Origin of the sequence: Afifella pfennigii DSM 17143 (assembly GCF_000688515.1) — a bacterium.
In the GTDB taxonomy this organism is placed as follows: Bacteria; Pseudomonadota; Alphaproteobacteria; order Rhizobiales; family Afifellaceae; genus Afifella; species Afifella pfennigii.
The window spans coordinates 17497-41864 of sequence record NZ_JHZK01000015.1 but is presented as its reverse complement, the minus strand read 5'-3'; the positions used below and the strand labels follow the sequence as shown (position 1 = coordinate 41864).

The window sequence follows — 24368 nt, the reverse complement described above, 5'->3', positions numbered from 1 at the left end:
CGGACCGGACCGTTCTTCGGCAGGCCGGGTCTGGGGGATGGTGTCGTCGGCAAGGGTGTCGCTCATCGGGGTGTTTCCTAGCGCTGATGGCCCGCCCGCAGGCGGTTCTCGGTGAAGATCGAATAGCGGGACATGGCGAAGCAGAAGACCCAGTAGACGAAGGCGGCGAAGAGATAGGCGGTGACCGCCTGGACGGGCGTCGCCCAGCTCGGATCGGTGAAGCTCGACTGGATCTGGCCGAGAAAGTCGAACAGGCCGATGATGAGAACGAGCGTCGTATCCTTGAACAGGCCGATGAAGGTGTTGACGATGCCCGGAATGACGAGGGTCAGCGCCTGCGGCAGGATGATGAGGCGCATCTTCTGCCAATAGGCGAGCCCCACCGCGTCGGCGCCCTCGTACTGGCCTTTCGGGATCGCCTGCAGACCGCCGCGCACCACTTCCGCCATATAGGCGGCGGAGAAGAGCGCGACGCCGATGAGCGCCCTTAAGAGCTTGTCGAAGGAGACGCCCTCGGGAAGGAAGAGCGGCAGCATCACGGAGGACATGAACAGGACAGTGATCAAGGGCACGCCGCGCCAGAACTCGATGAAGACGACACAGACGAAGCGCACGATCGGCATGTCGGAGCGCCGGCCGAGAGCGAGAAGGATGCCGAGCGGCAGCGAGGCGGCGATGCCGGTGACGGCGATGACCAGCGTGACCAGCAGGCCGCCCCAGACCGAGGTCGGGACCGATTCCAGGCCGAAGTCGAAACCGAGGAGGAAGAGAAGAACGGCAAGCGCCGCCATTATCACCAGGACGAGCTTGATCGGCTCCAGCGCATGCGCTCCGGTGGCTTTCGCCCAGGCGAAGGCCAAGCCGAGGAATACCAGCGCCAGAAGCGCATAATCGATCCAGAAGCCGGCGTCATATGCGGCCGAGGCCAGCGCCTCTCCGATGCCGATGAACGAACCGTACTCAAAATCGCCGCCGGAAAGGAGAAGCAAGGCAACGACGGGAAAGATGACCGCCATATAGACGATGTTGGGGCCTTTGGCGGGCGCGGAGGGGATCAAAAGCGGCACCAGGCCGATGACGAAGAGGGCGAAGACGATGTCGACGCGCCAGCGCTGGTCGATCGGATAGCGCCCGTAGACGAACTGGGCGAAGTAGTCGCCGATATAGGGCCAGCAGGCGCCGAACCAGCCGTTCGGCTGGACGCCGCCCTGCTGCTGGGTGGCGCATGCCTCGCGGCTCGCCCCCTCCCAAACCGCGTCGAAGAAGGCGAAATTCAGAAGCGGCGGGACGATGACCCAGATGACGTAGAGCGCAAGGACCGTCATCGCCCCGTTGAGCCAGGAAGAGAAGAGATTCTTGCGCAGCCACGCCACGGCGCCCTTGTCGCGCACCGGCGGCGGCGCCTCCGCCAGCATCTCCTCGCGGACATAGGTGAGATCGGATTCGGCCTGGATGTCGGACATCTTATCTCTCCACCAGGGCGACGCGGCTGTTGTACCAGTTCATGAAGGCCGAGGTGACGAGCGAAATCGCCAGATAGGTCGCCATGGTGATGAGAATGAACTCCACCGCCCGGCCGGTCTGGTTGAGGGCGGTGCCGGCGAAGACCGAGACGAGATCGGGATAGGCGATCGCCACCGCCAGGGAGGAGTTCTTCGTCAGGTTCAGATACTGGCTGGTGAGCGGCGGGATGATCACCCTCAGCGCCTGCGGAATGACGACGAGGCGCAGCGTGTGGCCGGGCCTCAGGCCGAGCGAGAACGAGGCTTCCGTCTGCCCGTGCGGCACGGCAAGGATGCCGGCGCGCACGATCTCGGCGATGAAGGAGGCCGTGTAGAAGGAGAGCGCGAAGAGAAGGCCGATGAATTCGGGAAAGATGCGGGTGCCGCCGCGCGGGCCGAAATTGCCCTGGGTCGCGTATTCCATCGTCAGCGGCGCGCCCTTCGTCAGCGCATCGGCGAGGAAATAGACCACGATCGGCACCGCCACGACGAGGGCAAGCGCCGTCCAGAAGACGGGAAACCGCTCGCCCGTCGCCATCTGCCGCCGACGGGCCCAGGCGCGAATGAGGAACGAGGCGGCGAGGCCGAGGAGGATGGCCCCGACGACGAAGTCGAAGCCGGGCCCGAAAACCGGGCTCGGCGCATACCAGCCGGCGATGTTGAGAAGCCCCAGCGGGCCGAGGTCGATCGCCTCCCGCTTGGGCGGCAACAGCCGCAGGACGGCGAAATACCAGATGAAAATCTGCAGGAGCAGCGGGATGTTGCGCAGCACCTCGATGTAGACGTAGGCGGCCTTGGCAACGATCCAGTTATTGGAAAGACGCGCGATGCCGACGACGAAGCCGATGATCGTCGCCATGATGATGCCGATCAGGGAGACCAGGAGCGTGTTGAACAGGCCGACGAAATAGACCCGCACGTAAGAGGAGGTCTCCTGATAGTCGATCAGCGTCTGGTTGATCTGAAAGCCGGCTGAATCGAGCATGATGTCGAAGCCGAACTCAATGCCCTGGGCGCGCAGATTGACGGCCGTGTTGTGGATAATCCACCAGGCGAAACTGACGATGGCAACGATGAGGAGGACCTGGAAGATCACTCCCCGCACGCGCTGGTCGTTGAGCACAGCGTTGCCGCCCGAGCCTACGCGGCCCGGCAATGCATCCTGAACAGCCATGTCCCCTCGGCTTGCATGTTAGGTGCCGGCGCTCGCCATCTTGGGCGCGGCGACACGCCAGCAAAAAGCCCGGCCGGATGAGCCGGCCGGGCTGGAACTCCCATCAGCGTACGGGCGGTGCGTACTGAATGCCGCCGTCCGTCCAAAGCCGGTTCAGGCCTCGGTCGATGCCGAGCTCGGTGTCCGGCCCGACATTGCGCTCAAACATCTCGCCGTAATTGCCGACCGCCTTGATGGCGCTCACCGCCCAGTCCGAAGACAGGCCGATGGATTCGCCGAACGAGCCTTCCGTACCCAGCAGCCGCTTGATGGCCGGGTTGTCGGAATCCTTCATCTCCTCGACATTCTCCTGGTTGACGCCGAGCTCCTCGGCATTGACGAGGGCAAACAGCGTCCATTTGACGACGTTGAACCACTGATCGTCGCCCTGGCGGACGACCGGGCCGAGCGGCTCCTTGGAGATGATCTCCGGCAGGATCATATGATCGTCCGGATTGGCGAGCTTCAGGCGCTGCGCGTAAAGGCCGGAAGCGTCGGTGGTGTAGACGTCGCAACGGCCGGCATCGTAGGCGGCGACGACCTCGTCGGCCTTCTCAAAGGCGACGACCTCGTAATCCATGTCGCTCTTGCGGAAATAATCCGCCAGGTTGAGCTCGGTGGTCGTGCCGGTGTTGGTGCACACGCTGGCGCCGGAAAGCTCAAGAGCGGAGGATACGCCGAGATCCTTGCGCACCATGAAGCCCTGGCCGTCATAGTAGTTGACGCCCGTGAAGTTGAGGCCGAGATCGGTGTCGCGGGTCATGGTCCAGGTGGTGTTGCGGGTCAGCACATCCACCTCGCCGGACTGCAAGGCCGTGAAGCGCTCCTTGGCCGAGAGCGGCGTGAAGGCCGCCTTGGAGGCGTCGCCGAAAACCGCCGCGGCGATCGCCTTGCAGGTATCGACGTCGATGCCGGACCAGTTGCCCTGCGCATCGGGGTTGGAGAAGCCAGGCAGGCCCTGGCTCACGCCGCACTGGAGCGTTCCCTTCGCCTTGATGTCATCAAGCGTCGCTGCCGAAGCTGAAGCGGCCGTCAGTGCGAAGGCCGCCCCAGCAAGGAGCGGTAGAATAGGTTTTTTCATGTGACGATTTTCCTGTTCACCGGTTACTTCTCGAACGGTGGTGCGGCATCGTCCAACCAAAGCAAGTTTGTCCGCCTCACCTTTTCCCTGCCAGACGCTGCTTGACGCGACCCCGTCCGTGCGGCCATCGAAAGCTATCTCAAGGCTTCGGTCAAGACTGTGACGCCCCTGGCCGCGTTCGACTATCGTCTTGATCACAGGCTCTAAATCCATGAAAGGCAACGACATGTGGCGGAGAATTCGATGAGCTCAAAGCACGAGGACGGGCGCAACCCTGGCGAGAAACCGCGCAAGGCGGCGACAATCCTCACCCATGGCGGGCGTCGGCCCGCAGATTTCCATGGCTTTGTGAACCCGCCGCTGGTGCGCGCCTCCACCGTCCTTTTCGCCTCCGCAGACGAGATGAAGCATCGGCGCACCAGCCGCTATTCCTACGGGCTGACGAACACGCCGACGATCGAAGCGATGAACACGGCCTGGTCGGAGCTGGAAGGCGCCGCGGCCACGGTTCTGGTACCCTCCGGGCTCGCGGCGGTCTCGCTCGCCATCCTCGCCGGCGTCTCGGCGGGCGAGGAAATCCTGGTGCCGGACAATGTCTACGGGCCGACGCGGCGCTTCTGCGAGGGAACGCTGAAGCGGCTCGGCATGGGCACGACCTATTACGACCCGATGGATCTGTCGGGCCTGAAGGAAGCGCTGAAGAACGGCGCGAACGCCGTCTTCGCCGAGGCGCCGGGCTCCATCACCTTCGAGACGCCGGATTTGCAGGAAATCCTCAACGCGGCACGCGCTGCCGGCGCCATCACCATGATCGACAACACCTGGGCGACGCCGCTCATCTACCGGCCGATCGCGCATGGCTTCGACTTCTCCATCCAGGCGAGCACCAAATATGTCGGCGGCCACGCCGATCTTCTCCTCGGCTCCGTCAGCGCCAATGAGCGCCACGCCGCCCGGCTTTCGCGCACCCATACCGAACTCGGCATTCAGGCCGGCCCCGACGAAATCTATCTCGCCATGCGCGGCATGCGCACGATGAAGGTGCGCATCGAGCAGCACGAGAAGCAGGCCCTGGAAGTCGCCCATTGGCTGGCCGGCCGGCCGGAGGTGGCGCGGGTGCTGCACCCTGCCCTCTCCTCCTGTCCGGGCCATGCCAACTGGCAGCGCTTCTTCGGCCGCTCCACCGGCCTGTTCGCCTTCGAGCTCAAGGGGGACGAGGCTGCCGCCGAGCGCTTCCTCGACGGCCTCCGTCTCTTCGGCCTCGGCTATTCCTGGGGCGGCTTTGAGAGCCTTGCCTCCTACGGCGAGCTTTCGGCAGCGCGCACGGTGCGCCCCTGGCCGGGCGGCCCGGTCATCCGCCTGCATATCGGCCTGGAGGACGTCGCCGATCAGATCGCCGATCTTGAGGCGGCCTTCGCCGCCATCGGCTGAGGGATGAGGCCGGCGGGCCTCAGTCGGTCTTTTCCAGCGCCGAGCGGTGCTCTTTGAAGATGAGCCAGAGGTTGCGCCCGTAGATGAAGAGGCCCAGCCCCTGGCCGAGGATGAAGACCGGGTCCTGGCGGTGGATGGCGTAGATGAAGAGGAGAAAGCCGCCGCCGACGGAGAAGAACCAGAAGGCGACCGGCACGACGGACCGCCCCGCCCGCTCGCTCGCCAGCCACTGGATGAGAAAGCGCATCATGAACATGAACTGCGCCACGAAGCCGAGCACGATCCATAGGCTGAACTGGTCGATGAAGACCCGCTCGATCCAGTTCCAGAGTTCAGCCATCCATTCGCTCCTCGCTGATCTGCGGACGCACCCGCCGGCGCCTTGCCAGCCACCAGACGCCGAAGAGGTCGGCGATGCCGACCCATAGGCGATCGAAGATGCCGTATTTCGACGTACCGTGCCGGCGCTCGCGGTCGACGACATCAACGAGCGCCACGTCAAAGCCTTCCCGGCGCACCAGGGCGGGCAGAAAACGGTGCCAGCCGTCGAAATAAGGCAGGCGCAGGAAGACGGCGCGGCGGATCGCCTTCAGGCCGCAGCCGGTGTCGCGGACCCGGTCGTCGAGCATGCTGCGCCGCGCCCAATTGGCGATGCGCGAGCCGTAGCGCTTGGCAAAGCTCGCCTTGCGGCCGAGGCGCTGGCCCGCGGCGAGCGCCGTTTCCTCACCGCCGGCCTCCAGCGCCTCAAGCAGCGCGGGGATGTAGGCGGGGTCGTTCTGCCCGTCGCCGTCGAGCGTGACGAGGACGGCGCCGCGGGACGCTTGCAGCCCGGTGCGGATGGCCGCGCTCTGGCCGGCGCTGACATCGTGGCGCAGGAGGCGAACGGCAGGAAGCGTTCGATGCTTGGCGCGCACCGTCTCGCCGGTGGCGTCGCGCGAGCCGTCGTCGACGATGAGGATCTCGAAGGCGCGGCCGGCAAGCGCGGCGGCGATTTCGTCGATGAGGCCGCCGATATTGCCGGCCTCGTCGCGGCACGGCACGACGACGGAGATATCCGGCGGCGTCTTTGTTTGGCTCACATTCATATCCTGTCGCTTTCTGCAATGCGGCGCCGACGGAGCCTGCCGTCGCGATCCAGGCGGAAGACCAGCCGCCATTTGGCGAAAAGGCGCGCCGTCAGCCAGGCGCCGGCGCAGCCGAGGATGAAGCCGGCGATGACGTCGGTCGGATAATGCGAGCGCGTCGCAAGCCGGCTGACGGCGATCCAGAAGGCGAAGACCAGGACGGCGATGCGCGCCTTGGGAAAAAGCAGCGCCAGGGCCATGGCGAGGGCGGCAACGTTGGTGGCGTGGCCGGAGGGAAAGCTCGCCCAGCTCGCCTCCGTGGAGAAGGGATGGAAGGCGGCCACGCCCTCCGCCTCGAAATGGCGCGGACGGGCGCGGCCGATACCGTATTTCAGGACGAGGGCCAAAAGCCCCGTCGCCCCCACGGCGACGAAGACATAGGCGGCGGCGGCGGAGGCCCGCAGGATGGCGGCGCGCTGGCGCAAGCCGTAGAACGAGACGTCGCGGAAGAGCTGGAAGACGAGGAAGCCGCCGGCGGCAAAGAGCATCCAGTCCGACTTGCCGAGATCGGTGACGAAGACGAGGAAGCCCCGCACTTCCGGCTGCATATTGGCCTGGAAGGCGACGAGATAAGGATCGGCGAGGACGAAGACGAGAAGCAGAAGGCTCGCCAGGAGGATGGCGAGGTTGAAGACGGTAAGCGGGGTCACCTGCAGCGGCTTCAGGCGCTCGTCGCGCCGGCGCCGCGCCACGAAGCGCGAGACGTGAAAGGCCCGCTCGCGCCCGCGCCGGAAGGTGGACCTGGCGGCCTCGTTCCAGCCCTCGGTGGGTCGGATCATCGGGCCTCCGGCTGGCGCTGGTAGACGGCGAGCGTGACGCTCTGGCCGCGCGAGTAGTTGAAGCCGGAAACGGCCTCGCCGCGCTCCACGGCAATGCCGTTCTCAGCCGCCGCAGCAAGGAAGGCCGGCTCCTGGCGCGCCTCCACCAGGGCGAGGCGGCAGCCTTCCTCGGCAAGGAAGGCGGCAAGGTCGGCCGGCGGGGCGAGCAGCGTATCGGTGCCGGCGAAGAAGACGAGGCTCGGCTCGGTATAGCCGGTCGCGGCAAGGCGCGGCGCCTCGCATGGCGCCGCCTCCTGCGCCGCGGCGACGGCGCGCTCGGAGACGCGGATGGCATCGAGCGTGGGAAAGCCGAGCTGGAGGGCGCCGAGATACATCAGCGCGGCCGCGAAAACCGACAGGACGATGGCGCGCTCCTCGCGCTCGGCAAGAATGGCGCGCGCGCCGAGGATGCCGAGAACGGCGGCGCCGATGCCGGCGAGATCGGTACCGGCCGGCAGCCGCTTCTCCAGATAGAGCGGCAGGGCGATGACGCCGATGGCGACGACGACCGGCACCGCCGCCAGAAGGAAGCCGGCGACATAGCGCCAGGCGCGCCGGGCCACCAGAAAGCCCTCCTCGATGGCGGCGGCCGTCAACAGCGCCAGGGCGGGATAGAGCGGCAGGACGTAATGCGGCAGCTTGGTCGGCACGGCCTCGAAGACGAGCCAGCTCGGCACCAGCCAGGCGAGGGCGAAGAAGACGGCGGGCCGGCGCCAGGCGAAAAGCAGAAAGGGCGCGGCGAGGATGGTGAAGGGCGCCAACGGCCAGGAGGTGGCGAAGAACAGCGCCAGATAGGTGCCGGGCGGCGCGCCGTGGCTCTCCTGGCCGCTCGCCACCTTGGCGAGCATGTCCTGGCCGAGCGAGGCGGTGAAGAAGGCGCCTTCCGAACGAATGGCGATGGCGACGAACCAGGGAACGGCGATCGCCAGCATGAGGAGGAGGCCCTGCAACGGCCACAGCCTTTTCAGGACCGCCAGCGAGCGCGAGGCGAGAAGAAGGGCGACAAGCGTCAGCCCCACCACCATGACGATGACGGGGCCCTTGATGAGGATGCCGGCGCCGAGCGCGGCCCAGAAGCCGAGGGCGAGCGGGCGCGAAAGCGGCGTCGGCGGCGGCGGCGCCAGCCAGCGAGCCGAAGCGCCCGGCTCTTGCCGGCCCTCCATCCAGGCCCTCGCCAGAACGGCGATGGCGAAGACGGTGAGAGCCAGCAGCACCGCATCCGTCTTGGCCAGACGCGCCTCCACGGTCATCAGGATGGTGGAGACCATCAGAAGCGCGCCGGCGAAGGCGGCACGGGCGCCGAAGAGCGCAAGGCCGGCCAGATAGGTGGCGAGCGCGGCCGCCACGGCGCCGGCGAGCGAAGGCAGGCGGTAGGCCCATATCGGCGCCTCGGCGCCGCCGAAGGGCGCGGTGGCCGCCGCCTGCAGCCAGTAGATGCCGACGGGCTTCTTGTGGCGGGGCTCGTCCTGGAAGCGGATGTCGATATAGTCGCCGCTCTCGTGCATCTGCTTCGTCGCCTGGACGTAGCGCGCCTCGTCGCGGTCGATCGGCGGCAGAACCGAAATGCCCGGCAGGAAGAGAAACAGCGCGGCGATCACCACGATGAGCCCGGCCATGCCCGGCAGGCGCGCAGGCGCGCCGATCAGCGGCGAGGGATGGTGTGTTGCCGGAGCCATGCGTCCGTCAGCCTTTCGTCACTTGCCGGCTGGTGCTAAGCCGGGTCTTGCCGGCGCGCAAGCGTGGCGCGCAGCGTTTACCGACCGCGGCGATATGGCGGGGAGGAAAGCGGCGAGCGTGAAAGACCCAAAGACCTTCCTGCGCGGATTGTTCGACGCAGCCGTCGCGGCGGCCGATCCCCGGCTGTCCTTGTCCCCTCACCTGCCCGCCCCGCCCGCCGGCCGCACTATCGTCGTGGGCGCGGGCAAGGCTTCGGCCGCCATGGCGAAAGCTCTGGAAAGCGTCTGGCCGGGCGAGATCGGCGGCCTGGTCGTGACCCGTTACGGCCATTCGGTCCCCTGCCAGCGAATCGAAATCGTGGAAGCGGCCCATCCCGTGCCGGACGCAGCCGGCGAAAATGCGGCCCGCCGGATGTTCGAGCTCGTTTCCGGCCTTCGCGAGGACGACCTCGTCATCGCGTTGATCTCCGGTGGCGGCTCGGCGCTGCTCACCCTTCCCCCGCCGGGCTTGACGCTCGCCGACAAGCAGGCCCTGAGCCGGGCGCTGCTGAGCTGCGGGGCGCCCATCTCGGAGATGAACTGCGTCAGAAAGCATCTGTCGGCGATCAAGGGCGGAAGGCTTGCCGCCGCCGCCTTCCCGGCCCGGACGGTGACGCTGGCCATCTCCGACGTGCCGGGCGACGATCCGGCCGAAATCGCCTCAGGACCGACGGTCGGAGACACGACCAGCGCGGCTGAGGCGCTGCAGATCCTGAAGCGCTACCAAATCGACATCCCCGATGCGGCGCATGGCTGGCTCGCCTCGGCGGAAGCGGAAACGCCGAAGCCCGGCGACAGGCGGCTTGCGCGCGCCGAGTTCCGGCTCATTGCCACGCCGGCACGCGCGCTGGCGGCCGCGGCGGCGACGGCGCGCATGGAAGGCGTCTTCCCGATCATCCTCGGCGACGCGCTTCAGGGCGAGGCACGCGAGCTGGCGAGGAGCCATGCCGGCCTCGTCCTGCACAAGCTGCGCGGACATACGCTGCAGACCCCTTTCGTCCTCCTCTCAGGCGGCGAGACGACCGTGACGATGAGCGGCGACGGGAAAGGCCGCGGCGGGCGCAACACCGAATACCTCCTGGCGCTCGTTTTGGCGCTGAGGGGCGAAAAGAACGTCTACGCGATTGCCTGCGATACCGACGGCATCGACGGCTCGCAGGACAATGCCGGCGCGCTCGCCGGGCCGGACACGCTTTCGCGGGCGGCCGCGCTCGGCCTCAACGCGCAGGCGGCGCTCGCCGGCAACGATTCCTACAGTTTCTTCGCCGCCCTGGACGATCTCGTCGTCACCGGGCCGACGCTGACGAATGTCAACGATTTCAGGGCGATCCTGGCGCTTTGAGAGAAATCGAATCAAGCCGGCGATGCCAGCCAAGCGGAATGCGAGCCGGCTCAGCGGCCGGCGAGCACGCCCTTGTCCAGGCCATCGTCGCGCCAGGCGAGAAGCACAAGCCCGATGAGCGCGGCGTGGAAGACGAGCGAGGTGAAGGCAAGAAAGCTGAGCTGCCAGACGAGGACGGCAGCGCCGGCCATCAGCGCCAGGAGCGCGACATAACCGGCAAGGACCGGCGTCGCGACCGGGCTCTTCAGCCGCCACCACAAAAGCGCGAAACCCGCCAGGACGAAGACCGCCTTGATGAGCGCCATGCCCCGCAGGAGGCGCGCCGTCTCCGCGTCGGCGGCGAGCCGAGGCGCCGGATCGCCGGCCAGGAATGCGAGCGCGGCGGCGGCAAGACAGGCGAGCGCGAGCGCCGCCCGTCGCCGCAATACCGGCCGGCCGGCGTTCAAAAGGGGCGAAGGATCGACGGTCGAAGCCATGGCGTGCCTATGCTGGCGACATGCTAGGGCGAAAAGACGGCGCGCGGCGAGCGGAGCTCGGGTCGGCGACGGCCGCCGAGGCGAAGCTAGAGCGTGTCATGCCTTGATGAAATCGTTCTGCCGCGGGGATTTTGCGGCAAGGGCGAGGGGATCGGCGAGGCCGTAGCGGGGCTACGGACGAGCCGAGCACCGAAGGATTGGGCGCAAAAGCCCCCGGCCTTTCAGGTTTTGTTTCGGCGGGCGCTCGCCGCGTCGAGCCGCTCGCCCGATGCCCCGCATCGCGTTGCGCGTCTCTCCTGTCGCTCGCCTCGCCGAAACCAAAACAGAACTGCTTCCAGCAAGGTATGACGCGCTCTAAGGCAGATACCGGGCCGGTCCAGGGCGTGATCGAGCGGAATGGACACGTCAGAGAATGGCGACCCCGGCAGGATTCGAACCTGCGACCATCGGCTTAGAAGGCCGGTGCTCTATCCACTGAGCTACGGGGCCGAAGCTCTTGCGCTTGAGGCCGGCCCGCCATGCCGGCCATGTGCCTTGTCGCCGTGCCCGCGTCTCAATGCGTCCAGGGCACCTGGCGATTGTAGCGGAAATTGTCCGAATAGGAGATGCTGGCGCGCTTCTTCTCCTTCGGCTCGAACAGCCGGTAGGCGATGTTGTTGCGCTCCGCATAGGCGATCGCCTCTTCCTTGGTGGGGAAGCGCAGCCGCACCTGGGCGCGCATATCGGCGGAGGCCGTATAGCCCATCAAGGGCTCGATGGAGCGCCGCGCCTCCGGCTCGAACTCCAGCACCCACTGACGTGTCTTCGCCTCGCCGGAACTCATCGCCGTGCGCGCCGGCCTGAAAATGCGCGCCTGCATGTCTTGCCCGATCCCCCGATCTGCCTTTCCGGGCGCCTCGCCGGCGCCGCCTCGTTGCCGCTCAGATAGTCCGCCGCCATCGAGATGTCGATACCCGCCGCGCATGCCCGGCCGCAGGCCGCAGGCCGCTCGCCGCCAGAGCGCCCGACCTATGCGGCGGACGAGGCGGGCTTCAGATAGACGGCGCGCAGAACCTCCTCGATGGAGGTCGGGGCGATGCCGAGCGCGGCGAAACCCGGCCGGTTGCCCGGCAGGTTGTCGCGCTCCATCAGCTCCACCTCGGTGATGGTGACGCCGCGCCGCCCGAGGCTTCTTGCAGCGAAGGAAGCCGCCTTCCAGGCGGAAAAGGGCGTCGGCACCAGGATCGGACGGCGCAGTCCGAGCTCGTCGGCAACCGTCTCCACCACCTGGCGGTAGGTGTAGATGCGCGGGCCTGCGAGCTCGTAGAGCCGCTCCGGCGCGACGTCGGTGAGGCGGCGCGCCACCGCCTCGGCGACATCCTCCACATAGACGGGCCGCATGCGCGCCTCGCCGCGGCCGAAAAGCGGAAAAGCCGGCACGCGCGGCAACAGGCTCGCCAGCGTCGACAGGAAACCGTCCTCGGGCCCGAACATGACACAGGGGCGAAGGATCATCGCATCCGGCTTTGCCGCAAGAACCGCCTTCTCGCCCTCGCCCCTTGCCCGGATATAGGGGGAATCGGAAGCCGGATCGGCGCCGACGCCGGAAATCTGCAGATACTCGCCGATACCAGCCGCCGCGCAGGCGCCGGCAAGCCGGGCGGCAGCCTCCACATGCACGGTGCGAAAGGTCGCCTCGCCCGTCTCCATATAGAGGCTGACGGCGTTGACCACCGCATCGGCGCCGGCGATGGCGCCTTCGATCGTCTCCGGCCTGGAGATGTCCGCCTTCAACGGCATGACGTTCGGCGGCGTCTCATGCGGGGGATGGCGCGCCACGGCCCGCACCCGGCAGCCCCTGTCGCTGAGATGGCGAACGATGCGCCGGCCGAGAAAGCCGGTGCCGCCGAAGACGGCGATGTCTTTCATTGGGTGATTTCTTTCATCGCGAATGCCTGCGCTTGCCGCACCCTTGCGCCGCAACGGCCGGCGCGGCGATCCGGTTCCCTCGTCGACCCTGTCGGCGAATGGGCGCACGCGCCTTGCGATGCGGAGCGCGGCCGATAGGATCCGTGCAGCAGAACGCGACATGGAAAGGCGCCGGCGCCCGCAAGGACCGGCGGAAAGGCATCGGATGGACGAGTTGGAGCCGGCCGAGATGGAGGAACTGCGCCGGCGCATTTTGGACGAGCTCGCCGAGCTGACGGCCGTGAGCGCGGCCGCGGCGGAGGACAGCCGGCCGGTGACGCTCGACCAGCAGAGCGTCGGGCGGCTGTCGCGCATGGACGCCATGCAGCGCCAGGCGATGGCGCTCGCCTCCAGCCAGCGGCGCGAGGCGCGCCTGCGCGGGCTGAAATCGGCGCTGGCGCGCATGGAGGCCGGCGAGTACGGCTTTTGCCTCACCTGCGAGGAGCCGATCGCCATCGGCCGGCTGCGCGCCGACCCGATTGTCCGCAGCTGCCTCGCCTGCGCCCGCCTCGGCTAAGGCGGCCCTGCCCTGCAGAGCCGATCAGGCCGCATGGGCGCGGCGGGCGGCAAGGGTCGGCGCGGCGGCAAGGGCGAAGAGCGTCAGGCCGCCCGCGTCGATCCAGATGCTGGTGGGAAACATCAGGAAGAAGGCGGCGAGCGCGAAGAGGCCGCGCCGGACAGGCGAGATTTTGCCGCCGATCGGCTCCGTGCCCTGGATGGCGATGGCGAAGAGAATGCAGCCGAGCGCGTAAAGCGTTGTGGTATAGGCGATTTCGAGCGCCGTGCCCTGCAGGAGAAGCTCCGGCACATAGACGAAGCTGAAAGGCATGAGGACGAGGGTGGCGCCGAATTTCAGCGCCGCGAAGCCCGTCTTCATCGGCGGGGAGCCGGCAATCGCCGCCCCGGCGAAGGCGGAGACGCAGACCGGCGGCGTGATGTTGGAAAGGCAGGCGGCGTAGAAGACGGCGAGATGGGCGGTGATGGTCGGCACGCCGAGATTGATCAGCGCCGGCGCCGCCACCACCGACAGGATGATGTAGGAGCCGGTGGTGCTCGATCCCATGCCGATGATGATGGAGACGAGCGTCACCAGGATGAGGGCGATGATGAGATAACCGCCGGAGAAATCGATGAGGATGGCGGAGAATTTCAGCCCGAGGCCGGCGAGCACGATACCGCCGATGATGATGCCGAGCGTGCCGATGGCAGCGCCTGCGGCGGCGTTGCTCTGGGCGCCGCCGACCATGGCCTGGGCGATCGCCGTCGGGCCCATGCGCGTGTCGCGCCGCAGCCAGGAGAGCGCGGCCGCCGCGACGGTGCCCCAGAAGGCGCAGAACTCGGCCGAATAGCCGGCGAAGAGGAGCCCGATCACCGTCGCCAGCGGCACAAAGAACTGCCAGCCGCGCGCCAGCACGTTGCGCAGGCGCGGGATTTCCTCGCGCGGCAGGCCCTTCAGGTCGAGACGCACCGCCTCCAGGTCGACCATCGACAGGAGGAAGATGAAGAACACGGCCGCCGGGATGACGTTCATCAGGGCGATGGTGAGGTAGCTCGTCTCCGTCAGCGTCGCCAGGATGAAGACGCTGGCGCCCATCACCGGCGGCATGAACTGGCCACCCGTGGAGGCGATCGCCTCGATCGCGCCGGCATGGTGCGGGCGAAAGCCGGTGCGCTTCATCAGGGGAATGGTGAAGGCGCCAGTGGTGACGACATTGGCGACGGAAGAGCCGGAGATGGAGCCGAAGAGCGAGGAGGTCATGACGGCGATCTTGGCCGGGCCGCCGCGCCAGCGGCCGGCCAGCGCCGTGCCGAGATCCATGAAGAAGGTGCCGGCGCCGGAGCGCTCCAGGAAGGCGCCGAAGATCATGAACGGAAAGACGAAGGTGGCGAAGGTCGCCGTGACGACGCCGAACAGCGCCTCCTGGGTGGAATAGGTGAATTCCAGGATGCGCTCCACCGACATGCCGGGATTGGCGAGCCGGCCCGGCAGGTAGGCGCCGAAATAGAGCTGCGCCAGGAAGACGATGGCGATGATGGAAATGATCGGCCCGAGGGCGCGCCGGCTCGTCTCCAGCATCGCCACGATGGCGATGGCGCCCATGACGAGATCGGCCGTGTTCGGCGAGGAGACGCGGAACATGGCGTAGCTGACATACTGGTCGATCCAGTACCAGACGGAGGCGACGGTGGCGGCGATGAACAGAAGGTCGAAGAGGCTCGGCCGGTCCTTCGGCGAGCCCTTGCGCGCCGGATAGATGAGAAAGACGAGAACCGAGGTCAGCATCAGGTAGAAGCCGCGGTTCGTCTGCGTCGACACCAGGCCGAAGCCCGATGTGTAGAGGTAGAAGCCGGAAAAACCGATGGCGACGAGGTTGAAAAACAGCGCGGCGGGCCCTTTCAAGCTCCGCCGCGTGCCTTCGACGCGAAACAGCCAGGACGCGTTCACTTCATCTCCCGTTTGGTTCCGGCCGGCCCGCCTCCCCCGAAAAGGAAGCGGGCCACGCCCCGGCCGTCGCCGCAGCTATCGTCAGTTGGAGGATTGCTCGGCGTAATAGGCGGCCGCGCCCGGATGCATGGGAACGCCGAGCTTTTCGAAATTCTCCACGTCCGGCTTCATCTGCGCCCAGGCCTTGTGGCCGGCGGCGAGAGCCTCCTGGCGCTTATAGGCGGAGGCGACGATGCGCTTCACCACGTCCTCGGGCACGCGCTCATGCGCCACCCAATAGACCGTCGTATAGGGAAGCTCGGTCGCCGGCACGCCGCGATAGACCGTCTCCGGCATCGTGCCCTGATGGTAGAAGGGATAGGTCTCGCTGATGGTGGCGAGCTCCTCCTCGCTATAGGGCAGGAGAAGGATGTCGCGGGTCTCGGCGAGTTCCGTCACCGCCGCCGCCGGCGAGGAGGACTGGCACAGAACGTCGATCTGGCCGTTGCCGAGGGCGCGGCCGGCATCGGCGAAGGTCATCATCTGCGGCTCGATCTTGTCGAGAAGATTGAGCGCCGTCAGGATATTGGAGCAGTTGAAGACGGTTCCCGACCCCGGCGGGCCGAGCGCCACCTTCTTGCCGGCGAGATCTTCCATCGACTGGATGCCGCCATCGGCGAGGGCGACGAAATAGGTCGGCCCCTGATAGGCCATGGCCACGCCGCGCAGCATGTCGCCCTTCGCACCGCCCTCAAAAGGCCCGGTCGGCTCCTGCGCCATATAGACATGCGAGCCGTAGACGATGCCCATGTCGAGCTCGCCCTTGATCAGCCGCTTGGCGTTCTCCGTGGAGCCGCCCGTCGTCACCTGGGTGATGTTGACGTCCGGCAGATCCTTGGCGAGCTCGGTGCCGGCGACACCGACCATGTAGTACATGACGCCGCCCGGATTGGAGCCGCCCCAGGCGATGCTGGTCTTGTCCTGCGCCAAGGCGCCCGATGTCAGCGTGGCCGCGAGCCCCGCCGCCAGGGCGTAGCTTAAACTCTTATGTCTCATGTCTTTCTCCTCCCGGTTTCAGACTTTGGTTGTCATCGGCGAACGTCGTTCGCCAGCGTCCCCAGCCCAGTGATGGAGACCTCCACGCGGTCTCCGTTGTTCAGGTAGCGCGGCGGATCGAAGCCGATCCCCACGCCGGCAGGCGTGCCGGTCGCAATGATGTCGCCGGGCAAGAGCGTCATGGTGGCGCTCATCGTCTCAATCAGCGTCGGAATATCGAAGATGAGGTCGGCAAGGCTCGCCGACTGGCGGGTCTGGCCGTTCACCCTGGTCGTCAGGGTGAGCGCGGCGACGTCGGGCACCTCGTCCCGGGTCACCAGCGCCGGGCCCATGGGCGCGTAGGTGTCGACGCCCTTGCCGATCACCCATTGGCTGTGCTGGCGCTGCAATTGCCGGGCGGTCACGTCGTTGAAGACGACGTAGCCGAAGACGTAATCCATCGCCTCGGCCTTCTTCACGCCGAAGGCCCGGCGGCCGATGACGACGGCAAGCTCGCCCTCGTAATCGGTCGTGTCGGTGGGATCGAGCGCGGCATTGATCGACGCGTGCGGGCCGATGACGGCGGTCAGCGATTTGGTGAAGATGACCGGATGGGCCGGCACCTCCTCGCGCCCGCCGGAATCGAAGCCGCTCTTGTGAAACTCCGCGGCATGGGCGCGATAGTTCTTGCCGACGCAGAAAATGTCGCGCCGCGGCTCGGGGATCGGGGCAAGCAACCTCACATCGCTCAGCCGCAGCCGCGCGCCGTCGTCGGCGGCGCGGCATGCCCAGGCCTGCATCCGCGCCTCGTCGCCCTCCGCGATGGCGCGCACGGCATGCCGGGCCGCCTCGCCCGTTTCGCAGACGACCAACGCCTCGCCGAGCAGGACGCCCGCCCCCAGCGAGCCGTCATGCTCAAAGGTGATCAGCTTCATTTCACCGACAATTCATCTTTTTCTCGATAAAATATCGGACCATATATGCTATGCCTTGTCAATCGCGCGCTCGCGCCACCTGGGTGCGGCGCGCAGGCTTTGCTAAGGAGGGCGGCCGCATGGACGGGCTAAGTCGCGGAGGCAGCATGGAGGCGATGGAACTGGAGAAGGAGCGCCTGCCGCTCGCTCTTGAGCCGGGCATGACGCTGACCGACGCGGCCTACCGCGCTCTCAGGCGCGACATCATCACCGGCGTCCGGCAGCCGAAGGAGCGGCTGCGCATCGAGCGGCTGAGCCGGCTCTACGGCGTCGGCCCGACGCCGCTGCGCGAGGCGCTGCAGCGGCTTGCCGCCGACGGGCTCGTCATCGCCACCGGCAATCGCGGCTTCTCCGTGGCGCCCCTCGACATGGACGAATTCGTCGACCTCAACCTCGCCCGCACGACGGTGGAGGTGCAGATGCTGGCGATGGCGATCGATAAGGGCGATGCGGAGTGGGAGGCGCAGCTCGTCGCGGCCGCCTACCGGCTGGAGAAGCTGGATGCGCGCCTGCGCTCGGAGGATGAGAGCGCGCTGTCGGAATGGGAGAGCGCCAACAGCGCCTTCCATCTCGCCACGGTCTCGGCCTGCGGCTCCAAATGGCTCCTGCATGTGCGCCAGCTCTTGCACGCGCAGTGCGACCGCTACCGCCGCGCCTCCGTCGGCCTGAAACGGCACGAGCGCGACCTTGCCGCCGAGCACCGGGCCATCCTGGAGGCGGTGCTGGCGCGCGATGCCGACCTCGCCGGCCGGCTGGTCACGGAGCATTTCCGCCGCACCACCGAGCAGCTCCTGCAGGAGCATGCCAAGAGCGGCGACTGACAGCGGGCGCTCTTAGGCGCTGAGAAAATACGCCGCTTCGGAGCGCACGGCCCGCAACAGCTTGTCCTCGATCTTGGCAAGCGTGTCGTCCGTCATCGGCAGCGACAGGAAGATGTCGCCGCGCGGGGTGGTGGCGAGCCCCTCCTCCAGGCATTTCAGATGCACCAGGCGGCGCATGGCGTCCGTCGCCGGATGCAGCTCGGCGAGCCTTGCCGGCGCGTTTTCTCCGACATGCAGGCTGATCATGGAGCCAAGGCCGCTCGGGCGCACCGGAATGCCGGCGGCCGCGAACGCCTCTTCCAGCCTGTGCCGGAAAGCCTCGCCGCGCTCCAGGAAGGAATCGGCCCGTTCGGCCGTGAAGACCTCGCGCAGGCCCACAAGGCCGCCCGCCATCGACATGACGTTGTTGTTGAAGGTGCCGGCATGTTTCAGCGCGCCCGGCCGCGACGGGTCGAAACGGTCCATGATGTCGGCGCGCCCGCCGAAGGCGCCGAAGGGGAGCCCGGCGCCCAGATACTTGCCGAAGGTGGTGAGGTCGGGCGCAACGCCGCAAAGCCCCTGGACGCCGCCGGCACCGAGGCGCGAGGTCTTCACCTCGTCGAAGATGAGGAGCGCGCCGACATCCCGCGTCTCGGCGCGAAGACGCTCAAGGAAACCATGGGAGGCCGGCAGGTTGCCGGCGGCCCCGAGGACCGGCTCCACCAGGACGGCGGCAAGCTCCTCGCCACAGGCGCGGATGAGGCGGGCGGCGTCCTCCTCGCAATTATAGGCGGCCAGCACGTATTCGAAGGGCACGTTCATCGGCGCCTCGGCGCCTGAGAACACCATGACGCCGCCATGATAGGCGCCCTCAAAGACGAGGATGCGGTTCCGGCCGGTGACGGCGCGGGCGGCGAGGACGGCAAAGAGATTGGCCTCCGTGCCGGAATTGCAGAAACGCACGCGCTCCACGGAGGCGAAGCGGTCGCAGAGCTCGCGCGCCAGCCCCGCCTCGTAGAGATTGGGGCCGACGAGGACGAGGCCGTCGGCGAGCGCCTTTTCCTGGGCGGCGCGGATGCTCCGCTCGCCATGGCCGTAAAGGCCGGCGGAGAACTCCCCGGCGCAGTCGATATAGTCGAAGCCGTCGACATCGCGGATGCGGTCGCCCTCGCCGGCGGCGATGACCATCGGAAAGGGCTCGAAATGCAGGACGGAGCGGGTGTTGCCGCCGGGCATCCAGCGCTTCGCCTCCTGCATCCGCCTGCGGCTCTCAGGGCGCCGCGCCGCATAGGCCTGGCGCAGCTGCGTCAGACGTTCGCCGACCTGCATTACCCCCTCCCGATCTCCTTCAGGGTCGCATCGAGGCTCGCTTCAAGGCGGGCGACGATTTCCTCAATCTCCGTCTCCCTGGCGGTATAGGCCGGGGCCAGAAGCACATGGTCGCCGGAACGGCCGTCGATGGTGCCGCCGGAGGGATAGACCATCAGGCCGTTCTCCATCGCCTTCGCCTTGAGGCGCGCATGCAGGGCGAGTTCGGGGTCGAACGGCGCCTTGCTGTCGCGGTCCGCCACCAGCTCCAGGCCGAGGAAGAGCCCCCTGCCCCTTATGTCGCCGACATGCGGATGCTGGCCGAAGGCCGCCTCCAGCCCCCGCCGCAGACGGGCGCCGAGCTCTCGCGCGCGGGCAACGAGCCCCTCCTCGGCGATGATCTTCTGCACCTGAAGGGCGGCGGCGCAGGCGACCGGATGGCCCATATAGGTGAAGCCGTGGCGAAGCGCGCCGCTGCCGGCGGCGATGGCCTCGGCGATGCGCTCGTGGACGAGGACGGCGCCGATCGGCTGATAGCCGCCGCCAAGACCCTTGGCGAGGGCGATGAGATCGGGCGCCACGCCATCCTCCTCGCAGGCATAGGCGTAGCCGGTGCGGCCCATGCCGCACATCACCTCGTCGAGGATCAAGAGCACCTCGTAGCGATCGCAGATCTGGCGGATGCGCTTCAGATATCCTTCCACCGCCGGGGCGCAGCCGAGCGTCGCGCCGACGACCGGCTCGGCGATGAAGGCGGCGACATTCTCCGGACCGGCGGCGAGGATGGCGAGTTCCAGTTCGGAGGCGGCGCGCAGGCCGTATTCCCGGTCGCTCTCGCCCGGCCGGCGCAGACGGTAGGCATAGCAGGGCTCAATCAGCGTTACGTCGAAGAGCATCGGCGCATAGGCCTCGCGCCGGGGCAGATTGCCGCCGACGGAGAGCGCGCCGAGCGTCGCGCCGTGATAGCTCTGGCGGCGGGCGATCACCCTGGCCTTTTCCGGCCTGCCGCGTTCCAGCCAGTATTGGCGGGCGAGCTTCAGCGCCGCCTCCACCGCCTCCGAGCCGCCGGAGGCATAAAGCACCTTGGAAAGCCCGGCGGGCGCCTTAGCGATGAGATGCTCGGCAAGCTCCTCGGCGGGCTCGCTGGTGAAGAAGGAGGTATGGGCGTAGGCGAGCTTCTCAAGCTGGGCGGCGATCGCCGCGGCAAGGCGCGGATCGCCATGGCCGATGGCGGAGACGGCGGCGCCGCCGGAGACGGCATCGAGATAGGCCTTGCCGGAAGCCTCGCGCACCCACAGGCCCTTCGCCTCCACGGCCACCGGCGGCGTGCGGGCAAGGCCCCGGTGGAGGACGGCGCTCATTTCCGCGCCGCCGCGGGGAAATAACCGCGGCGCCGGTCCTCTTCCACGGCCTTGGCGTCACGCTTCTGCGGCGGGCCGTAGCCGCCGCCGCCCGGCGTCCTCACCTCGATCCAGTCGCCCTCCTGCAGCACGAAGCCCTCGCCCTTGGAAAGATGCTCGGGGGTGATGGTGGTGCCGCCACGGCCGATGCTGATTTCGTTCGGCGCGCCCGCCTCGCCGCCAAGAATGCCCGGCGGGCCGACGCGGCCATGCTCCATCAGGAAGGAGGCCTTGCCCTCGCCGCGCAACAGGCGCAGGCGATAATCGACGCCGAAGCCGCCGCGGAACTCGCCGGCGCCGGCGGAGCCTTCGCGCAGCGCATAGCGCTCGAACAGGATCGGATAGCGCTGCTCCAGGATCTCGATCGGCTGGCTCTTGGAGATGCCGATGGTGGAGCAGCCGTTGGTGAGGCCGTCGCCGGCCCACCAGCCGCCGTAACCGCCGCCGGAGAAGTAATACATGATGTAGTTCTCGCCGCGCTCCGGGTCCCGCCCGCCGAGGCTGAGATTGCCGCTGGTGCCGGCCGGCGCGGCGAAAAGCTTGTTCGGGATGGCCTTGGCGAGGGCGAGGAAGACCGCCTCCATGATGCGCTGGGAGACTTCCGCGGCGCAGCCGGCGACGGGCCGCGGATATTCGGCGTGAATGAAGGTGCCGTGCGGCTTTGCCACCGTGACCGGGCGGAAGCAGCCGGCATTCATCGGCACGTCCGGGAAGATGTGCTTCAGCCCGACATAGACGGCCGAAAGCGTCGTCGCCCAGACGGAGTTGAGCGGCCCGGCGCAGGGCGGGCTCGACCTGGAAAAATCGAAGGCGATGTCGGAGCCCTTCACCGTCACGGCGACGCGCACTTCCAAAGGCTCGTTGACGACGCCGTCGGAATCCATGAAGGCGCTCGCCTCGTAGGTGCCGTCCGGGATCGTCTCAAGGTGGGCGCGCATCATGCGCTCGGAGCGCTCTTCCAGCTCAGCAATGGCCGCCTCCACGACCTCGGCGCCATAGCGGTCGAGGAGCGCGGTGAGGCGTCTGGCGCCCGTGGCGAGGGCCGCGATCTGCGCCTTGATGTCGCCGATGCGCTCCTCTGCGACGCGGATATTGGCGAGGACGAGGCGCACCAGCTCCGGATCCATGCGCCCGGCGCGCACCAGCTTCACCGGCGGAATGCGCAGGCCCTCCTGATGGATCTCCGTGGCGGTGGAGTTGAAGCCGCCCGGCACCATGCCGCCGGTATCGGGCCAGTGGCCGGTATTGGCGAGATAGCACCACAGCTTGCCGCGATAGTAGAAGGGCCGCACCATCTTCACGTCCATCAGATGGGTGCCGCCGAGATAAGGGTCGTTGACCAGGATGACGTCGCCGTCCTCAAGGTCGTCCCGGTCCTCCATGACGGAGCGCGTCGTCTCCTGCATGACGCCGAGGAAGATCGGCAGGCCGAGGGCGCCCTGGGCGATCATCGAGCCATCGCTCTTGCGGTAGATGCCGTTGGAACGGTCGAAGGCTTCGGAGATGACGGGCGAGAAGGAGGTCTTCTCGTGCACCAGATCCATCTCCGAACAGACCTGCTGCAGACCCTTTTCGATCACCGTCAGGGTCACCGGATCGACGGCGGCGGGATTGACGCTCTTTTGCATTGGGTCGGCCTCCTTCACGCGCCGAGATCGATGACGATGTTGCCGATGTCGTCGATGCGGGCGCGGCACTCCGGATCGAGGACGAGGGTGGAATCGGGCTGCTCGACGATCGCCGGACCTTTAATCAGCGCATCGGCGGGAAGGCGGTCGCGGGCGAAAATGGGCGTGTCGACCCAGGTGCCGGAGAAGAAGACGCTGCGGGTGCCAAGGCGCGCCTCCTGGAGCGAGCCGCCGGTCGGGCGGAAGGCGGAAAGGTCGACGCGCTCGCGCCGGCCGATGACCGTGGTGCGCAGGTTCATCAGAACCGGCACCATCTCCGGCAGCTCCAGGTCGAAGCGCTCGCGATAGGCGGCGAGGAAAGCCTCCAGCACCTCTCCTGCATCGAAACTGGCGCCGCGCAGCGGCACCCGCAGGACATGCGACTGGCCCTTGAAGAGAAGGTCGACCTCGTGGCGCACCTCCACCTCGCTGACGCGCACCTTCTCGCGCTCAAGCAGTTGCCGGCCGGCCTGCATCTGCTCGCGCATGACCGCCTCGACGGAGCCCGGATCGATGTCGCGCAGCGGCACGGCCAGCGTCTGCACGAAATCGTGGCGGACATCGGCGAGGATGCAGCCGAGCGCCGAGGTGAGGCCGGGAAAGCGCGGCACCACGACGCGCGGGATGGCGAGTTCGCGGGCGATCGCCACGGCGTGGAGCGGGCCGGCGCCGCCGAAGGGCATCAAGGCGAAATCGCGCGGATCGTGCCCCTTCTCGATGGAGATGAGACGGATGGCGCCGGCGAGCTCGGAAACCGCCACCTCCAGGATGGCGGCGGCGGCCGCATGCGCGTCCATGCGGAGGACCTCGCCGATCTCAGAGCCGATGGCGGCGGCGACCTTGTCCATCGGCGCCGCCCCGGCGCCGGTCACGGCCTGCGGGTTGAGGCGCCCGAGCAGGAAATTGGCGTCGGTGATCGTCGGGCGTGTGCCGCCGCGGTTAAAGCCGACGGGTCCGGGGAAGGAGCCGGCGCTTTCCGGACCGACCCTCAACATGCCGGCATTGTCGATATGGGCGATGGAGCCGCCGCCGGCGCCGACCGTGTGGATGTCGATCATCGGGATGCGGATCGGCACCGAATAGGCCAGATCCTTCTCCGCCGTGATGACCGGCTCGCCGCCGACGACGAGGGCGACATCGAAGCTGGTGCCGCCCATATCGCCGGTGATGATGTTGTCCACCTTGGCGGCCTTGGCGATCTCGGCCGCGGCCAGGACGCCCGCCGCGGGACCCGACATGACCGTTTGCACCGCCTGCTCGGCGACCAGCGAGGAGGCCATCATGCCGCCATTGGCCTGCATGACGAGAAGCTCGCTGGCAAAGCCCCTGTCCTTCAGGCGGCGCGCCACGGCGCCGATATAGCGCGAGACGACGGGGCCGATGCCGGCATGGATGGCGGCGGTGCTGGCGCGCTCGAATTCGCGCACCTCGCGGATGATCTCGTGGCCGGCGACGACATGCTCGTTCGGCCAGATCTCGCGCACGATCGCCGCCGCGCGGGCCTCGTGGGCATCGTTCACATAGGCATGCAGGAAATGCACCACCACCGATTCCACGCCCGCCGCAATGAGGGCGCGGGCCGCCGCGCGCACCTCGTCCTCGTGGAGGGGCAGAAGCACCCTGCCCTCCGCGTCGATGCGCTCGGTCACCTCCAGCCGGTGCTGGCGGGCGATCAGCGGCTCGAAGCTGCCGGCGAGCCCATAAGGGTTCGGGCGGGTGCGGCGGCCGAGCTCCAGCGTGTCGCGAAAGCCGCGCGTGGTGATGAGGCCGCTCAAGGCGGCCTTGCGCTCCAGGACGGCGTTGGTGCCGGCCGTGGTGCCGTGGACGAGCCAGTCGATGGCGGCCGGGTCGTGGCCGAGCCGATCAATTCCCTCCAGGAAGCCGCGGGAACGGTCGTCCACCGTCGTCGGCACCTTGGCGGTGCGAAACGTCGCCTTGCCGCAATCCATGAGAAGGAAGTCCGTGAAGGTGCCGCCCACATCCACGCCCACGCTGATCGTCATCGGGCCTTCGTCCTTGAATGTTTTGTTTTTCGGAATAATATTTCGCTTTACGATATTATATCGACGATGCTTGCGCGGTCAATGCGTGGCATAGAGACAGGCACGAT

The 24368-nt window shown here is 67.6% G+C and carries 21 protein-coding genes and 1 tRNA gene; 4 read left to right on the top strand and 18 right to left on the bottom strand.

The window, feature by feature from the left end; translation table 11 throughout:
* Nucleotides 1–77 precede the first annotated feature (77 nt).
* The 3 genes from Q331_RS0111655 to Q331_RS0111645 all read right to left on the bottom strand — a co-directional run bounded on the left by Q331_RS0111655 (nt 78) and on the right by Q331_RS0111645 (nt 3796).
* Complete coding sequence (locus Q331_RS0111655) at nt 78–1463, bottom strand: amino acid ABC transporter permease (RefSeq protein ID WP_026380830.1); 1386 nt, start codon at nt 1461–1463, stop codon at nt 78–80.
* Between the two features lies 1 nt (nt 1464).
* Nucleotides 1465–2676, bottom strand: a complete 1212-nt coding sequence (locus tag Q331_RS0111650) for an amino acid ABC transporter permease (protein WP_026380829.1) — start codon at nt 2674–2676, stop codon at nt 1465–1467.
* A gap of 103 nt (nt 2677–2779) precedes the next feature.
* Nucleotides 2780–3796, bottom strand: a complete 1017-nt coding sequence (locus Q331_RS0111645) for an amino acid ABC transporter substrate-binding protein (protein WP_034491949.1) — start codon at nt 3794–3796, stop codon at nt 2780–2782.
* Nucleotides 3797–4039: 243 nt separating this feature from the next.
* Between Q331_RS0111645 and metC the strand changes: the two genes are divergently transcribed.
* Nucleotides 4040–5227, top strand: a complete 1188-nt coding sequence (gene metC / locus Q331_RS21280; protein WP_034491966.1) for a cystathionine beta-lyase — start codon at nt 4040–4042, stop codon at nt 5225–5227.
* 19 nt (nt 5228–5246) lie between these two features.
* On the opposite strand, the gene Q331_RS0111635 is transcribed toward metC, so the two are convergent.
* The 4 genes from Q331_RS0111635 to Q331_RS0111620 are packed head-to-tail and all read right to left on the bottom strand — an operon-like array spanning nt 5247 to nt 8845.
* On the bottom strand, nt 5247–5567 hold the full coding sequence (locus Q331_RS0111635; protein ID WP_026380827.1) for a lipid-A-disaccharide synthase N-terminal domain-containing protein: 321 nt from the start codon (nt 5565–5567) through the stop codon (nt 5247–5249).
* Nucleotides 5560–6312, bottom strand: a complete 753-nt coding sequence (locus Q331_RS0111630) for a glycosyltransferase family 2 protein (protein WP_026380826.1) — start codon at nt 6310–6312, stop codon at nt 5560–5562. Before Q331_RS0111630 ends, Q331_RS0111635 begins: the two co-directional genes overlap by 8 nt.
* Nucleotides 6309–7130: a phosphatase PAP2 family protein gene (locus tag Q331_RS23075; protein ID WP_051631077.1), complete on the bottom strand. Its 822-nt coding sequence runs from the start codon at nt 7128–7130 to the stop codon at nt 6309–6311. Before Q331_RS23075 ends, Q331_RS0111630 begins: the two co-directional genes overlap by 4 nt.
* Nucleotides 7127–8845: an ArnT family glycosyltransferase gene (locus Q331_RS0111620; protein ID WP_026380825.1), complete on the bottom strand. Its 1719-nt coding sequence runs from the start codon at nt 8843–8845 to the stop codon at nt 7127–7129. The genes Q331_RS23075 and Q331_RS0111620 overlap by 4 nt, the downstream gene beginning before the upstream one ends.
* 118 nt (nt 8846–8963) lie before the next feature.
* On the opposite strand from Q331_RS0111620, the gene Q331_RS0111615 reads away from it, so the two are divergent.
* Nucleotides 8964–10226 carry a glycerate kinase type-2 family protein gene (locus Q331_RS0111615; RefSeq protein ID WP_026380824.1) on the top strand — a complete coding sequence of 421 codons (1263 nt, stop codon included), beginning with the start codon at nt 8964–8966 and terminating at the stop codon, nt 10224–10226.
* Between the two features lie 50 nt (nt 10227–10276).
* Here the strand turns inward: Q331_RS0111615 and Q331_RS21270 are convergent, their stop codons facing one another.
* The 4 genes from Q331_RS21270 to Q331_RS21265 all read right to left on the bottom strand — a co-directional run bounded on the left by Q331_RS21270 (nt 10277) and on the right by Q331_RS21265 (nt 12610).
* Entirely contained in the window at nt 10277–10702 is a 426-nt protein-coding gene (locus Q331_RS21270; protein WP_051631076.1) for a hypothetical protein, read from the bottom strand.
* Between the two features lie 413 nt (nt 10703–11115).
* Nucleotides 11116–11191, bottom strand: a tRNA-Arg gene (locus Q331_RS0111605).
* Between the two features lie 64 nt (nt 11192–11255).
* Nucleotides 11256–11561 (bottom strand): ETC complex I subunit, encoded by a 306-nt coding sequence (locus tag Q331_RS0111600; RefSeq protein WP_026380823.1) that lies wholly within the window; start codon nt 11559–11561, stop codon nt 11256–11258.
* Nucleotides 11562–11710: 149 nt separating this feature from the next.
* Nucleotides 11711–12610 carry a complex I NDUFA9 subunit family protein gene (locus Q331_RS21265; protein WP_034491945.1) on the bottom strand — a complete coding sequence of 300 codons (900 nt, stop codon included), beginning with the start codon at nt 12608–12610 and terminating at the stop codon, nt 11711–11713.
* A 205-nt stretch (nt 12611–12815) separates the two neighbouring features.
* Between Q331_RS21265 and Q331_RS0111590 the strand changes: the two genes are divergently transcribed.
* Entirely contained in the window at nt 12816–13166 is a 351-nt protein-coding gene (locus Q331_RS0111590; protein WP_034491943.1) for a TraR/DksA family transcriptional regulator, read from the top strand.
* Nucleotides 13167–13190: 24 nt separating this feature from the next.
* Here the strand turns inward: Q331_RS0111590 and Q331_RS0111585 are convergent, their stop codons facing one another.
* From Q331_RS0111585 to Q331_RS0111575, 3 genes are all read right to left on the bottom strand, one after another.
* On the bottom strand, nt 13191–15095 hold the full coding sequence (locus tag Q331_RS0111585) for a TRAP transporter permease (RefSeq protein ID WP_051631075.1): 1905 nt from the start codon (nt 15093–15095) through the stop codon (nt 13191–13193).
* An 81-nt stretch (nt 15096–15176) separates the two neighbouring features.
* Nucleotides 15177–16130, bottom strand: a complete 954-nt coding sequence (locus tag Q331_RS0111580) for a TAXI family TRAP transporter solute-binding subunit (RefSeq protein WP_026380820.1) — start codon at nt 16128–16130, stop codon at nt 15177–15179.
* A 32-nt stretch (nt 16131–16162) separates the two neighbouring features.
* Nucleotides 16163–17044 (bottom strand): fumarylacetoacetate hydrolase family protein, encoded by an 882-nt coding sequence (locus Q331_RS0111575; protein ID WP_026380819.1) that lies wholly within the window; start codon nt 17042–17044, stop codon nt 16163–16165.
* Between the two features lie 119 nt (nt 17045–17163).
* Between Q331_RS0111575 and Q331_RS0111570 the strand changes: the two genes are divergently transcribed.
* Nucleotides 17164–17904: a GntR family transcriptional regulator gene (locus Q331_RS0111570; protein WP_051631074.1), complete on the top strand. Its 741-nt coding sequence runs from the start codon at nt 17164–17166 to the stop codon at nt 17902–17904.
* Nucleotides 17905–17916: 12 nt separating this feature from the next.
* Here Q331_RS0111570 and Q331_RS21260 read toward each other — a convergent pair whose 3' ends face one another.
* From Q331_RS21260 to Q331_RS0111550, 4 genes are read right to left on the bottom strand one after another with little or no spacing between them, the layout of a single operon-like run.
* Nucleotides 17917–19212, bottom strand: coding sequence for an aspartate aminotransferase family protein (locus Q331_RS21260; RefSeq protein WP_034491941.1), 1296 nt, complete (start codon nt 19210–19212; stop codon nt 17917–17919).
* Nucleotides 19212–20552, bottom strand: coding sequence for an aspartate aminotransferase family protein (locus Q331_RS0111560; protein WP_026380817.1), 1341 nt, complete (start codon nt 20550–20552; stop codon nt 19212–19214). The genes Q331_RS21260 and Q331_RS0111560 overlap by 1 nt, the downstream gene beginning before the upstream one ends.
* Nucleotides 20549–22219 carry a hydantoinase B/oxoprolinase family protein gene (locus Q331_RS0111555; RefSeq protein WP_026380816.1) on the bottom strand — a complete coding sequence of 557 codons (1671 nt, stop codon included), beginning with the start codon at nt 22217–22219 and terminating at the stop codon, nt 20549–20551. Before Q331_RS0111555 ends, Q331_RS0111560 begins: the two co-directional genes overlap by 4 nt.
* A gap of 14 nt (nt 22220–22233) precedes the next feature.
* Nucleotides 22234–24261, bottom strand: a complete 2028-nt coding sequence (locus tag Q331_RS0111550; protein WP_026380815.1) for a hydantoinase/oxoprolinase family protein — start codon at nt 24259–24261, stop codon at nt 22234–22236.
* Between the last annotated feature and the right edge of the window lie 107 nt (nt 24262–24368).

Bases quoted from the DNA above. Each gene is read 5' to 3' on its own strand.
- Q331_RS0111655 (WP_026380830.1), bottom strand. From the start codon at position 1,463: ATGTCCGACATCCAGGCCGAATCCGATCTCACCTATGTCCGCGAGGAG.
- Q331_RS0111650 (WP_026380829.1), bottom strand. From the start codon at position 2,676: ATGGCTGTTCAGGATGCATTGCCGGGCCGCGTAGGCTCGGGCGGCAAC.
- Q331_RS0111645 (WP_034491949.1), bottom strand. From the start codon at position 3,796: ATGAAAAAACCTATTCTACCGCTCCTTGCTGGGGCGGCCTTCGCACTG.
- metC (WP_034491966.1), top strand. From the start codon at position 4,040: ATGAGCTCAAAGCACGAGGACGGGCGCAACCCTGGCGAGAAACCGCGC.
- Q331_RS0111635 (WP_026380827.1), bottom strand. From the start codon at position 5,567: ATGGCTGAACTCTGGAACTGGATCGAGCGGGTCTTCATCGACCAGTTC.
- Q331_RS0111630 (WP_026380826.1), bottom strand. From the start codon at position 6,312: ATGAATGTGAGCCAAACAAAGACGCCGCCGGATATCTCCGTCGTCGTG.
- Q331_RS23075 (WP_051631077.1), bottom strand. From the start codon at position 7,130: ATGATCCGACCCACCGAGGGCTGGAACGAGGCCGCCAGGTCCACCTTC.
- Q331_RS0111620 (WP_026380825.1), bottom strand. From the start codon at position 8,845: ATGGCTCCGGCAACACACCATCCCTCGCCGCTGATCGGCGCGCCTGCG.
- Q331_RS21270 (WP_051631076.1), bottom strand. From the start codon at position 10,702: ATGGCTTCGACCGTCGATCCTTCGCCCCTTTTGAACGCCGGCCGGCCG.
- Q331_RS0111600 (WP_026380823.1), bottom strand. From the start codon at position 11,561: ATGCAGGCGCGCATTTTCAGGCCGGCGCGCACGGCGATGAGTTCCGGC.
- Q331_RS21265 (WP_034491945.1), bottom strand. From the start codon at position 12,610: ATGAAAGACATCGCCGTCTTCGGCGGCACCGGCTTTCTCGGCCGGCGC.
- Q331_RS0111590 (WP_034491943.1), top strand. From the start codon at position 12,816: ATGGACGAGTTGGAGCCGGCCGAGATGGAGGAACTGCGCCGGCGCATT.
- Q331_RS0111580 (WP_026380820.1), bottom strand. From the start codon at position 16,130: ATGAGACATAAGAGTTTAAGCTACGCCCTGGCGGCGGGGCTCGCGGCC.
- Q331_RS0111575 (WP_026380819.1), bottom strand. From the start codon at position 17,044: ATGAAGCTGATCACCTTTGAGCATGACGGCTCGCTGGGGGCGGGCGTC.
- Q331_RS0111570 (WP_051631074.1), top strand. From the start codon at position 17,164: ATGGACGGGCTAAGTCGCGGAGGCAGCATGGAGGCGATGGAACTGGAG.
- Q331_RS21260 (WP_034491941.1), bottom strand. From the start codon at position 19,212: ATGCAGGTCGGCGAACGTCTGACGCAGCTGCGCCAGGCCTATGCGGCG.
- Q331_RS0111560 (WP_026380817.1), bottom strand. From the start codon at position 20,552: ATGAGCGCCGTCCTCCACCGGGGCCTTGCCCGCACGCCGCCGGTGGCC.
- Q331_RS0111555 (WP_026380816.1), bottom strand. From the start codon at position 22,219: ATGCAAAAGAGCGTCAATCCCGCCGCCGTCGATCCGGTGACCCTGACG.
- Q331_RS0111550 (WP_026380815.1), bottom strand. From the start codon at position 24,261: ATGACGATCAGCGTGGGCGTGGATGTGGGCGGCACCTTCACGGACTTC.